The 12,522-nt window shown below is 69.8% G+C and carries 8 protein-coding genes; 1 reads left to right on the top strand and 7 read right to left on the bottom strand.

Annotated elements, in window-relative coordinates; translation table 11 throughout:
- Positions 1–82: 82 nt before the first annotated feature.
- The 7 genes from R2S09_RS18355 to R2S09_RS18325 all read right to left on the bottom strand — a co-directional run bounded on the left by R2S09_RS18355 (position 83) and on the right by R2S09_RS18325 (position 8,553).
- On the bottom strand, positions 83–508 hold the full coding sequence (locus tag R2S09_RS18355) for an SsgA family sporulation/cell division regulator (protein WP_306190890.1): 426 nt from the start codon (positions 506–508) through the stop codon (positions 83–85).
- A 203-nt stretch (positions 509–711) separates the two neighbouring features.
- Positions 712–1,686: a helix-turn-helix domain-containing protein gene (locus R2S09_RS18350; protein WP_316742090.1), complete on the bottom strand. Its 975-nt coding sequence runs from the start codon at positions 1,684–1,686 to the stop codon at positions 712–714.
- A gap of 160 nt (positions 1,687–1,846) precedes the next feature.
- Positions 1,847–2,662, bottom strand: a complete 816-nt coding sequence (locus R2S09_RS18345) for a carbohydrate ABC transporter permease (protein ID WP_399144105.1) — start codon at positions 2,660–2,662, stop codon at positions 1,847–1,849.
- Positions 2,659–3,528, bottom strand: a complete 870-nt coding sequence (locus tag R2S09_RS18340; RefSeq protein WP_316742089.1) for a sugar ABC transporter permease — start codon at positions 3,526–3,528, stop codon at positions 2,659–2,661. The genes R2S09_RS18345 and R2S09_RS18340 overlap by 4 nt, the downstream gene beginning before the upstream one ends.
- 31 nt (positions 3,529–3,559) lie before the next feature.
- Positions 3,560–4,768, bottom strand: coding sequence for a sugar ABC transporter substrate-binding protein (locus R2S09_RS18335; protein ID WP_316742088.1), 1,209 nt, complete (start codon positions 4,766–4,768; stop codon positions 3,560–3,562).
- A 181-nt stretch (positions 4,769–4,949) separates the two neighbouring features.
- Positions 4,950–5,714, bottom strand: a complete 765-nt coding sequence (locus tag R2S09_RS18330; RefSeq protein ID WP_316742086.1) for an alpha/beta hydrolase — start codon at positions 5,712–5,714, stop codon at positions 4,950–4,952.
- 91 nt (positions 5,715–5,805) lie between these two features.
- Positions 5,806–8,553, bottom strand: coding sequence for an AAA family ATPase (locus R2S09_RS18325; RefSeq protein ID WP_316742085.1), 2,748 nt, complete (start codon positions 8,551–8,553; stop codon positions 5,806–5,808).
- 1,199 nt (positions 8,554–9,752) lie between these two features.
- Here R2S09_RS18325 and R2S09_RS18320 point away from each other — a divergent pair.
- A complete protein-coding gene (locus R2S09_RS18320) occupies positions 9,753–12,500 on the top strand; it encodes an AAA family ATPase (RefSeq protein WP_316742083.1) in 2,748 nt (915 codons plus the stop codon).
- The last annotated feature ends 22 nt before the right edge of the window (positions 12,501–12,522 follow it).

Genomic DNA, 12,522 nt, shown 5'->3' with positions numbered 1-12,522 from the left:
GCGTCCTTTGTCCCTCGGCGCATGGCACGTGTTCCCGCAGCGCAACGGGCTCAGAGGCCACAGGCCCTCGGCCCAGGCCGGTTCAGTCCCGTCTGCCGGTGAGCTCGGCGAGGGCACGGTCGATGTCGATGTGAAGGCTCTCCGTGCCCGGAGGCACGAGCGAGACCGTCCGCCGCACGAACGCGGCGACCGCTGACTCCGCGATGTCGATCAGCGCCGCGTCGGCGGCGGACCGCAGGACGACGCGCACGGAGTTCGGATGGCAACGGTGACGGGGAATCACCAGCACGTCCCCGGCACCTGTAGGCCGGCGCAGGCCCTCCGTGAGCAGCGAGCGGGCGAACACCCAGTGCACGGGTCCGGCCGCGGGCGCGCCGAGGGAGAGTCGGACGGCGTAGGGATCGGACATGTCGTAGTGCAGCTCCGCAGGCAGCGGGGCCGGCAGCTCGTCCGGGACACTGACGAGCACGGTCACCATGCACATGACCGAGGCTGGAGGCTGGATCATTTCATTCCCCAACAAGGGCTGCAGGAGCGGGTTTCCTTTGAACAACCCTAAAATCAAGGGGCCGGAGCGTCTTGTCTCCGAATGCACGGATCATGGCGCGAGAAAGAACTGGGCAGAGGTCCCATCCCGTAGGCGGCGGTTCCGGCGGGCCGGCGCGGGCTTTCCGTGAGCCGCTCCGCGTGAATCGTTCCGCCGGGAAAACGTCACTCAGCCGTGCGCCGTTCACCGGACAGGCCGTGAATCTGCCAGTCGCGAGGCGCCATGCCGTAAGCGGCACGGAACACACGGCTGAAATGGCTGGGGCTCACGAAACCCCAGCGTCGGGCGACGGTCGCCACCCCGAGTCCCAGGGCCGGGGACCGCAGAAGGTCCCGACGGCACCGTTCCAGTCGCTCCGTGCGGATCCACTCCCCGACGGTGGTTCCCTCCGACTGGAACAACTTGTGCAGGTAGCGCACCGAAATGAAGTGGGCGGCGGCGATCGCGGTGGGTGACAGGTCCGGGTCGGAGAGGTTCTGCACGATGTGGTCCTTCACCCGGACCATCATGGCCGCGGCGGTTTCAGGTGCCTGAGGCCTGAAGCGGCCGCGCCGCTCGTTGATGAACAGTGCCAGGAGGTCGAGGCCGGTGGCCACGAACTGACGGCCCACGAGGTCGTCGAAGCCCGCTGCTTCGCGCGCCATGCGCGCGAAATAGGTCGCCACCAGTGCGGCACTTCCGTCACGACCCGAGAACGCTCTCGCGGTCAACGCCCGCAGGTCCTCGTCCCGCACGCGAAGCTCCTTTCGAGGGAATTGAAAGGAGGTGAAACAGAACTCGCCCTGAACTATCTTTCTGAACGCGCGAGACGAATCAGAGATGGAGAAATCCCCCGGCTCTATCAGGCACTCTCTCTCGTCCTGCTCCTTGACGGCGCTGCCTCTGCGCTGAAGCGTGAGGATGAGGTATTCCTTCTCGTCCCGGGCTATCAGGCGCTTGCTGCGCGTCACCTCTTGAGAGCCGGCCTGGACGTCCGACACCTGTGTGGCACCCAACTGGTGGGAGACGATCCTTCCTGGCGACGGATCTTCCTCCAGGATATTGACATCGAGCGGTACGAACGTCTGGGACACCGCTTCGTGCCAGCGCTCTCTCCGGTCGGCTGCGGACAGCTCCGCGGTGGAAAGGACGACGGACATCTGGCCCCCCTTGACCTCGTGATCGACAGGCGGTTCGGATCCGGTCACCGGACGGTCCGATCACCGAAGACCCGGAGTGCCTTCCAGAACACCGTGCCAGCCGGCCTGGGCCGGCACATCGCGTGAATCCGCTAGATCGGGGGTGCCGGACCGAGATGCCTCACTTGACGGCTCCGCCGGTGGCACCGGCGGCGACATAGCGCTGAGCGGCGACGAGCAGTACGGCGGCGGGGACGGACGCCATGACCGTGGTGGCCATGACGGCGTTCCACTGGTTGGTGTGGGCACCCATGTACTGGTAGATCCCCAGGGTGATCGGCCGGACGGTCTCCGTGCTGGTCAGCGTGAGGGCGAAGAGGAAGTCGCTCCAGGTGAAGAGGAAGGTGAAGACGGCGGCGGTGATCAACGCGTTCCTGCTCACCGGGAGCACCACGGAGCGGAAGACGCGCAGCCTCCCGGCACCGTCCACGCGCGCGGCCTCGATGATCTCCCTGGGGATGCTCCGCATGAACGAACGCAGGATGATGATCGCGAAGGGGACCCCTGCGGTGGAGTCGGCGAGGATCAGCCCGACGTAGGAGTTCAGGAGTCCCAGGTCGCTGTAGGCGCTGTAGAGCGCGTTGGCCACGACGATGCCCGGCACCATCTGTGTGACCAGGATGCCGAGGAGCACGAGGTCGGTGCCGCGGATGCGGAACTGGGCCAGCGCGTAGGCCGCCGGCGCGGCGAGCGCGAGGCTGAGAGCGACGCTGCCGAGGGCTACGACGAGGCTGGTGACGAGGTTGCGTCCCTGATCGCGCAGTGCGGTGGCGTAACCGCTGAAGTCCGGGTGGAGGGGGAGCCAGTCTCCCCGCAGCGTGTTTCCCGTCGGCTGGAGGGAGGCGTTCACCATCCAGTAGACGGGAAACAGCATCAGCGCGAGCAGGACGACCCCGACGATGGTGGACGGCCGGCCACGGCCCGGTGCGCGTTTCAACTGATCGCCTCTCCGGCGTTCCGGGCGCGACGGCTGGCGCGCAGGTAGAGGAGGGCGAAGGCGAGCGAGATGACGACGAGTACGTTGCTCATCGCGGCGCCGCGCCCGAACTCGAACTGCCGGAAGGACAGTTCGTAGGACTGGGTGGCGAGGGTCTCCGTGGCGTCTGCCGGGCCTCCGCCTGTCACCACGAGGATGATGTCCAGCACCTTGAGGGTGTAGACCACGCCCAGCACCAGCACGACGCTCACCACGGGCCGCAGCAGTGGCCAGGTGACATGGCGGAACGACGTCACCGGGCCGGCGCCGTCCAGCTTCGCCGCCTCGTACAGGTGCGAGGGGATGTCCTGGAGACCGCCGTAGAGGATCGCGGTGTTGAAGGGGATCCCGATCCAGATGTTGATCAGGATCACCGACAGCAGGGCCTGTGAGGTGCCGGTGAGCCAGGGGATGCCGGAGGACGAGAGGTGGAGGGCGCGCAGCACCGCGTTGACGACACCCGTGTCGGGGTCGAGCATCCATCTCCATGTCGCTCCGGAGGCGACCAGCGGCAGCAGCCACGGCAGCAGCAGGAGCGAGCGCAGAACGCCGCCGAGCGGGAAGCGACGCTGGAAGAACAGGGCGAAGGCCAGACCGAGGACGAACTGCCCGCATATCGAGCCGGCGGTGAACAGGAGCGTCGTCAGCAGAGACTTGGCGAACAGGTCCGAGTCCAGGATCTGCGCATAGTTCTGCAGTCCCACGAACGGCGCGTCGCCCGTGTAGAACGTCGTGGTCGTGTACCGCTGGAAGCTCATCACGACGTTCTTGACGATCGGATAGCCGAAGAACAGCAGCAGGTATGCCGCGGCCGGCACGAGGTACATCCACCGGGCCGGCCGCTCCCACCGGCGTGGGTCAGTTGCCGGTCGCGATCCGCTGCGCATGCCTGAGGGCTTCGTGCGGTGTCTGCTCGCCCGTCATCGCGGACTGGATCGCGGTGTATATGCCGGTCGCCGCCTTGGGCCACCTGACGCCGAGTTCGCCGGTACGGGCCCGTGCCGCTTCCACAGTCTTGGCGAAGGCGGCCATCGACGGGACCTGCTCGGCGTACTGTGCGGCCACCGCGGGGCGGGAGGGCACGGTGAAGTGCTGTTCGGCCAGGGTGAGCATGGTCGAGGAGTTGTTCAGGCAGGCGAGTACCCGGGCGGCCTTCTCCTGCCGGGCCTTGGAAGCGCTCTGCGGGATCGTCCACACCTCACCGCCGAGCGGTGTGACAGGCGTCTGTCCCGTCCGGGGGACGGGGACGGGGACCACTCCCCAGTGCAGCTTCTTGTCCTTGTTCAGGGCGGGAATCCGCCAGGGGCCGTTGATCATCATGGCCGTCCTGCCGGCGACGAACTGATCGTGCACATCGGCCTGTGTCCAGTTCAGCACCGATTTCGACATGGACCCGCTCTTCACCAGGTCGACCCACAGCTGGAGTGCCTGCGCCGCCTGCGGGGTGTCCAGGTGCTTCTCGTCCCCGCCGTTGGACCACAGGAAGGGCAGGAACTGCCAGGTGCCCTCGAAGGTGGCGTTCGCGTCGACCGCCATGCCGTAGCGTCCGGGACGCGTCAGCCTGGCCGCCGCCGTCTTCAGCTCGTCCCAGGTCCTCGGTACGGTGACACCGGCCTCGGCGAGCATGTCCTTGTTGTAGAAGAGGGCGACCGTGCTGACGTAGGGCGCCAGACCGTACACCTTTCCCTTGTAGGTGCCCGCCGACAGGATGCCCTTGGCGTAGCCGCCGGAGTCGATGCCGTACTGGTCCAGCGGGGTCAGCGCGCCGGTCTGCGCGATCTGCTGGAGGTCGGGGTTGTCCAGCATCAGCAGGTCGGGAAGGGTCCGTGACGACGCCCGCTGAAGGACCTTGGGGACGAGCGACGCCCCGGGAACGCTTGTCTGCTCGACCCTCACACCGGCGCTCTTGCCGCAGGAGGCGAGTATCTCGCTCCATTGGGAGTGTTCGGGTTCGTCGGTGTAGTAGTCGAGCGCGGTGATGGAGGTGACCTTGCCCGGCGCGGACTCGGCCACGGTTCCGCCGCCGCACCCGGTGGCGGCGAGTACCAGGGCGATGGTTCCGGTCAAGAGGGCGGCGATCCGCCGCGCCGGCGGTCTGGCCGGTGAGATCATGCTGGTGCCTTTACCGAGTGACGTGACGTCTGTGGGCGGAGTGGGTGTCGCGAGGGTGGGCGAACCGCAGGGGTGCCGTCCAGGTGGTCCATACCGGCATCTTGCGTTCGAACGCATGTTATATGGCTTCACCTGCTCAGAAGTCCTGTCGAAGCACGTCGCCGTCGCCGCGGCCACGGCCCCGCTCGGCGGCTTCCCGGATCATCGCCACGACGGCGGCGGGCTGCGACAGCACCACGGCGTGCGAACCGTCCAGCACGTATTCGGTGGCCGCCATGCGCTGTGCCATGAAGCGCTGAGCGGTGGGGTTGAGCATCCGGTCGGCGGTCGCGATGGCGTACCAGGACGGCTTGGAGGCCCATGCGGGCGGGCCCGATCTGGAGGTCAGCGCGCGCTGGGCGATCGGACGTTGCGCCACGGACATCGCATCTTTCACGCGTGACGGCAGGTCGGCGCCGTACACGTGCGGGAACCGTTCCCTGCGGATGTAGAGCTCGCTGTCCGGGCCGCCGGGTACCTGGGTGGGGAGGGCGGCGGTGACGGTCGCGTCGGCCACCGGCGCGGGGGCGAAGCGGCGCGTGATGTCCAGGACGCTCTCGCCGGCGTCGAGGCCGAACCCGGCGACGTAGCACAGCGCCACGACGTTGTCGGCGTCGGCGGCGGCGTGCGTGATGACCGCGCCGCCGTAGTCGTGGCCGACCAGCACGACGGGGGCCTCGATGTCCCGCACCACGCTGCCGATGCAGGCGGCGTCCTGTGCCAGGCCGCGCAGCGGGTTCGCCGGGGCGCGCACGGTCAGTCCGGCGGTGTGAAGAAGTCTGATGACCCTCGCCCAGGACGAGGCATCGGTGAACGCGCCGTGCACGAGCACGATGGCGGGCGGTGCGGGGACAGGTGGCATGGCGGTGCCCTCCGATCGAGTTCGGTTTCCCAGCCAAGTGGGTTCACGTGCGGCGGGCATCGCGCGAACGTACCAATCACCCACAGGCCGCTCAGGTGTCGGGCAGGGTCATGACCAGGTTGGCGAGCTGAACCCGGGAGTTCACCGACAACTTGCGGAAGACCGAGGTCAGGTGAGTGTTGACCGTGTGCGGGGAGACGATGAGGACGTCGGCGGCCGACCGGTTGGTGTGGCCCTCGGCGATCAGGCGCGCGACCTTCTTCTCCGAGGCGGTGAGGGCCCCCCATCCCTGGACGGGCCGCTGTGCGGTCGCGGCCCTGCGGCTGCCGGCCCCCGCACCGTCCAGATCCCGCTGTAGGCGCGCCGCCGCCGCGTGGGCGCCTGACTCGGCGAACGTGCCATGGGCCTGGGTCAGGGCGGCCACCGCCTGGGGTCCGCGGCCCGCCGCCAGGAGCGCCTGTCCGAGATCGGCGCAGGCGGCGGCCCGGACCAGCGGGCGAGGGCTTGCCTTGAGGAGCTCGACGGAGTGTTCGAGCATGACGAGATCGTTTTTCACGAGCCCGAGGGCCTGTGCCGCGATGCCCGTGGCGGTCGGCACGGCAGGATTGCGCGCGGCGTGGGCCCCGGCCTGTGCCGCCAGGTCCTCGGCGAGCTCGTGCTCGTCGCCGCGCAGGGCCATGCGTATCGCGGAGTCGACCCAGTCGCGCAACAGCCGCCAACGCATGAAGAAACCTTCCTGCTGCACCTGCCGGATCTTGTCGACGGCACGCCCGATGTCCCCGTCGGCCTCTGCGTGGACCGCCTCCAGGAAGCGCACCGCGGCCGTGTTGCCCGGGTTCGGTTTGACCACCAGTCCTTCCCGCGCCGCGACCAGGTGCTCCCGCGCCGCTTCCCGGTCGCCGCGCAGCAGGGCGATCCGGGAGCGGATCACGCGACCGTTCACCCGCTGGACGGGTGTCTGTACGTCGTCTTCCAGGCGCTCCATGGTCGCGAAGTCGGCGTCGGCGTCATCGAGCCGGCCGAGCCCCAGGTCGTACTGGCCCTGCGCCCACAGCATCATCGCCGGACGCATCGACCCGGTGTCGTCCGCTGCCTGAAGGAGGAGTCGTTCAGCGGACGCGAAGTCGTCCACGTGCAGGTGCGCGACGATCTCTTCGGGAAGGAAAGCGGAATCGAGGGCGCTGAGCGCGGCAAAGCGCTCCAGCGCGACCGCGTTGTCACCCGCGTTCTGTGCGATCTCGCCGAGCCCGGACAGGGCCAGGACGTGCGCCTCCCGGTCACCGGTCGCGGTGGCGGCACGCAGCGCGGTCTCACCGGCCTCACGCGCCGCGACAAGATCACGCCCCCGGGACAGAGCCAGCGCCCGCAGGGCGGCCAACCTCGCCGCGATCTCCGGGGCCGCACCCCCGATTCCGAGGGCGGATTCGGTCCGGCGACGCAGTTCCTCGGCGCGATCCAGGTTCCACAGCGTCCCGCCGAGGGCGGCCTGCAATCGGCTGAACACCTCCAGCGGCGGTCGGGAGGCCAGCAGCCGGTCGCCGATGGACAGCGCCTCCCGGCTCCTGCCGGCCCGGGTCAGGGAGAGGATCGCCTGCTCACCCGCCTCGAACCTCAGCGGCCCTGCGGACGGCGCCAGTTCCAGGGCACGCGTCATGAGGTCGGCCGCCAGGCCGGGCGTGACCGGCAGCACGTCCTCAGCGGCTCGCCGCAGCAGCGTCACGCACTCCTCGTCTCCGGGCAGGGCGCCCCTGAGGATGTGCGGCACCGCGTCGGTCGGCGGGCGGCCCGCGGAGACGAGATGGCCGGCGGCCTCGCGGTGCAGAGCCTTCCGGGCCGACGGCGGGATGTCGACGTAGACGGCCTGGCGCAGCAGATCATGCCGGAAGACCAGACCGTCGCCGTCGTCGTCCAGAAGCCCGGCGCGGATCGCCTCCTCCAGCGCGGGGATCAGCGTGGCGGGCGGTCGGCCGTACAGCGCGGCCGCGTCATGGAAGCCGAACCTGCGCCCCAGCACCGCTCCCATCTGAAGCAGGCGCAGGGTGCTGGGCTGCAGGGAACTGAGTCTGCCGCGCACACCCACCACCAGCGTGGAGGGCACCGGATCACCCGAGGCCTCGGCGGTACCCAGTCCCGTGAGCATCTCGACCGCGAGGAACGGGTTCCCTCCAGCCCCGTCGAGCAGGTTCCGTACCCGCTCGTCGACGGCTGCCCCCAGGATGTCGTCGGCCAGCTGGCTGATGGCCGCGCCGGACAGCGGCGCCAGGGACACGGTGACCGTCGGGAGTGTGCCGGCCGCGGCTGTGACGATCTCTTCCGTGGGCCCCGTGGGATCCGGTCGCCCGGCCAGCATCCACAGGACCGGCGAGGTGCGCAGGCGTGCCGGAAGCTGCTTCAGGGCGAACCGGCTCAGCGGGTCGGCCCACTGCACGTCGTCCAGGGCGATCAGCACGGGCACACGGGCGGCTCTGGCTTCGATCGCCTCCGCGAGGCGCTCCACCAGCCAGATCCGCTGATCCTGGTTCCGCGCGAGATCGGCGAAGGCGACGCCGGACAGCAGTGGCTGGTCGCCGTGCAGGACACTGGCCGCCAACGACGACAGCGGCACGATGTGGTGCAACTCGTCGGCCTTGCCGAGGCCGACCGAGAATCCCGCCGCCCTGGCCCGGGACACGGCCTCGGTGAGCAGCGTGGTCTTGCCGATGCCGGGTTCCCCCTGGAGCAGCGCCAAGGCGCCGCTTCCGGTGCGGGCCACCGAGTCGGTCAGTGTCCGAAGCTGTTCGAGCTCGCCCTCTCGGCCTCGTAGACCGGTACGCGACAGTGAGCCGTTCGACCCCGACACTCAAGCCCCTTCCTGTCCGCACTGGCCCGCCGAAGCCGGGCTCGGCCCACGCCGACCGGTGGCTCCGCCTTTCGGCGTCGCCTGGCGGTGCGGGAAGGTCTCGTCGCCGGGCGGTTCGGCGAGCGCGTCGGACAGCGGATCATCGGAGGGCAGATCAACGGTGAGTCCAAGTCCTCCGTCGGTGGGGAGACACATGAGGGCGTGTGGGGAGTCCCGTGGGCCGCGAATCCCCACGAGCCCACCGTGCGTCGCCTCATCGCCGCAGGTCAAGCCCCCCGTATTCGAGCGCTTGGGCACTGAGGACACCCGGTCGCGCCTTTCGCGACGACAGGGAGCACCCGAGGTGACTCGATCGTTCTCCGCTGGAGTCGGGAGAGGTCCGTCCACCACGGCTGACGGGCCGGACGACCCAGCGCCGCCGCGAGTGTCGCGCCACCGGCTCGCAGGGCCGTACGCGGAGTGAAAGAGCCGGCCGAAGCGGGCCGGACTGCTGAAGCCCCCACGGCGGGCCACGCCGGAGGCCGTCCTTCCACCGCTGCCGCCCCGGTCACCTGGAAGCGGTCCGACCAGGGCAGCCACCGGACCATCCCCCTCGGTCACGGTGGCGGTGACCCGTTCCGGCTCGTCGTCCCGTACGCCGAGAGCACGGCGGGGGACGAGGCAGGCCTTGATGTTCACCCCGCGCGGGAAGCCGGCCACATGCGGGCGCTCCGTGTCCCACGGCGCAAGCGTTCCGGCGGTGAGCTCGGCCGTCCTTCCGCCCTGTTGCGGGAAGCACTGCGGATCCGCGTCCGTCGCGACGAAGAGCAGGTGCCCCGGCGGCTGGGTCGTCATCCGGCCTTCCGCAGGCGGTGCCCCGTGCGAGGCGACAGTCACCGGCACAGTGGCCCTGGAGACAGCCCGGCTCCAGCGGCGAACGCCGTTCCCGCCGTCCGGGAATCCGGTTGTGTCGATCACCGGTGTCATGCGTGCCCCTCAGCCGATCGTGTGCCGGAACTCACCACCGCACAAGCAGCCGGCCCGGCACGGTGTCCAGTCTGGAACACGGCATCACGTACGGCGTAGGCATGATGACTGCGAAGCGACTGTGACGGGGCGATGCGCGGACGGGCATGTGACTCTCAGCGCACACAGGTAGTCTCTGCGCGCACATAGACTGCAGCTGTCCAGGTCAGAACACCGGCGCGGGGGAACATCGGATGTCGGGCACCGTACTGTTCGGTCGGGACGAGGAGCTGGAGACCGTCGACGAACTGGTCGACGGACTGCCCGAGCGCGGCAGCGCGCTGCTGATCCAGGGAGCCCCCGGGATCGGCAAGTCCTGTCTCCTGGACCACGCCGCCACCCGGGCCCGGAACTCGGGATTCACCGTCCTCAGGGCATCGGGCGTACAGGCCGAGACCCACCTGCCGTTCGCGGGGCTGCACCAGCTGACCCACACCATGACGGACCGCGTCTCGAGCCTTCCCCCCACCCAGGCCGATGCGCTGCTGGGCGCCTTCGGCATGGCGGAGCCGTCCCCCGGCGCCTCCGTGCCCCAGTTCTTCATGATCGCCGTGGCCACACTCAGCCTGCTCGGCGAGGCGGCCGCCGAAGTCCCGGTGCTCCTGGTCGTGGACGACGCCCAGTGGCTCGACACACCGACCCTGGACGTTCTCGGATTCATCGCACGCCGCTTGGGCGCCGAACCCCTCGGCCTCCTCCTTGCCCACCGCGAAGGCCGCACGGCGCCGCTGGGCGCCCCCGGCCTCCATGAACTGCACCTGAAGCCTCTGGAGCCGACCGCGGCCGACGCTCTGCTGGACGCTCGTCATCCCGGTCTCGACCCGGGCGTACGCCGCCGTGTGGTGGAGATGTCCGCCGGCAACCCCTTGGCGCTGATCGAGCTGCCGGTCACCCTCGGCGCGGACGGGGTACCCGCCGAGTCCGTGGCATCGGCGGCGCTCCCGCTGACCGCCAGACTCGAGCGCTCCTTCGCCTCGCGGCTGGCCGATCTTCCCTCCGACACGCGCCATGCGCTGCTCGTCACCGCCGCCGCCGACGACGGTGCGCTGATCGATGTGCTCGCCGCCGCATCGGTACTCACCGGCACGGAGATGTCCGTACGCTCCCTGGAGCCGGCCATAGCCGCGGGGCTGGTGTGCGCCGACGAGTTCCGCATCGGCTTCACCCACCCGTTGGTGCGCTCCGCCGTCCTCGGCGCGGCGACGCTCGCGGACCGTCTTGCCGCGCACGGGGCCCTCGCCGACGTCTTTCACACACAGCCCGACCGGCAGGCATGGCACCGGGCCGCGGCCATCGGCCGTCCCGACGAAGCGGTGGCGCGGCAACTGGACCAGGTGGCTCTCGGAGCGGGAAAGCGCGGCGCCGCCGCGGTGGCCATGACGGCGTTGGAACGCGCCGCCACACTGAGCGAAGTTCCTTCCGGAAGAGCGGCACGCCTCCTGGGCGCCGCGGAACTGGGCCTCGAACTCGGCCGGGCGGACCGTGTGTCGAGCCTGTTGCAGCAGGCCGGGCGGCTGGAACTCGGCGTGCTGGAACGGGCACGGGTGCTCCTGCTGCGCGAGGGGCTCGAAGTGGATGTCGCGACGAGCACGCCCCGGCTCCATCTGCTGATCACCACGGCGGAGCGGGCCTGCGAGGCCGGCGATCCCGAACTGGCCCTGCGCCTGCTGCGCACGGCCGCGCGCCGGTGCTGGTGGTCGGATCCGGGGCGGGAACTGCGGGAGCGTGTGGTGGCTGCGGCCGAACGGCTGCCCGTTCCGGAACTCCACCCGGACCTGGTGTACACACTGGCCGCGGCCACCCCGGTGGAACGGGCGGCCACGGTGCTCGAACGCCTGGAGCGCCTCGAACGCCGGGGCGGCTACGACACTCTGGCCGCCGCCACCCTGGGCACTGCGGCCACGATGGTGAACGCGTACGACCGCGCCGTCGGGTTTCTCCGGCAGGCCACGGCAGGCCTGCGGGGCCAGGGCCGTCTGGGGCTGCTGGCCCGGACTCTGGTGTCCCTCGCGTTCAGTACGGTGCACACCGTCGACCGGGAGACCGGACTACCGGCCGTGGCCGAGGCGATGCGGCTGGCCGAGGAGAGCGCCCAGCCGCGCTGGCTGACCGGGGCGCGGATCGCGAAGGCGCAGCTCGCCGCATTGCACGGAGATCTGGACACGGCGCTCGACGTCATCGGCGAGGCGGAGCGGCAAGGGCTGTCCGTGGCCAACCCCGCCACGCTCGCGTTCATCCAGATCACACGTGGCCTCATCGGCCTCGCCGCCGGCAACCACGCGGAGGCGTTCCACTGTGTCTGGCGGGTGTTCGATCCGGCCGACCCGGCTTACCACCCGTTCCTGCAGACCCTCGGCATCGCGGAGTTGGCCGAAGCCGCAACGGGCGATGACCAACGAGCCGTGGCACGAGCCGCGTTGCACCAGCTCGACGTGTCCGCCGGATCGAGCCAGGCCCAACTGGTCCGGATCAACCTGGGATTCGCCCGTGCGCTGCTCGCCGACGACGAGGATGCGGAAGAATACTTCCGATCGGCACTCGATCTGGACATGTCCCATACACCCTTTGCCCGCGCCCGGCTGATGCTCGCTCACGGAGCCTGGCTCCGGCGGCGTCGCCGCGTGATGGAAGCCCGCACTCCGCTCCGGATCGCCCGGGAGTCCTTCGCGGTCCTCGGCGTGGAGCCATGGTGCGAACGGGCACGCCAGGAACTCCGCTCGGCGGGCGAGGGCAGCATGCGTCAAAGCCCTACCGACTGGGACCTGCTCACACCTCAGGAGCTGCAGATCGCCCAGCTCGTGGCAAAAGGCCTCTCCAACAAGGAGATAGGCCGGCAGCTGTATCTGTCACCGCGCACGATCGGCGCGCACCTGTACCGCATCTTCCCGAAGCTCGGGATCACCTCTCGCGGCCAGCTGAGGGACAAGCTGACCGCGAGCTGAACCCACCTGAGCGGACCCGGGG

It is taken from the genome of Streptomyces sp. MK7, from assembly GCF_032658145.1.
Taxonomy (GTDB): domain Bacteria; phylum Actinomycetota; class Actinomycetes; order Streptomycetales; family Streptomycetaceae; genus Streptomyces; species Streptomyces spiralis.
Note: the sequence above shows the minus strand (reverse complement) of the source record. Positions and strands in the feature narration are given on the sequence as shown.

Coding starts and splice junctions, on each gene's coding strand:
- R2S09_RS18340 (WP_316742089.1), bottom strand. CDS start 3,528: ATGTACCTCGTGCCGGCCGCGGCATACCTGCTGCTGTTCTTCGGCTAT.
- R2S09_RS18355 (WP_306190890.1), bottom strand. CDS start 508: ATGATCCAGCCTCCAGCCTCGGTCATGTGCATGGTGACCGTGCTCGTC.
- R2S09_RS18350 (WP_316742090.1), bottom strand. CDS start 1,686: ATGTCCGTCGTCCTTTCCACCGCGGAGCTGTCCGCAGCCGACCGGAGA.
- R2S09_RS18330 (WP_316742086.1), bottom strand. CDS start 5,714: ATGCCACCTGTCCCCGCACCGCCCGCCATCGTGCTCGTGCACGGCGCG.
- R2S09_RS18320 (WP_316742083.1), top strand. CDS start 9,753: ATGTCGGGCACCGTACTGTTCGGTCGGGACGAGGAGCTGGAGACCGTC.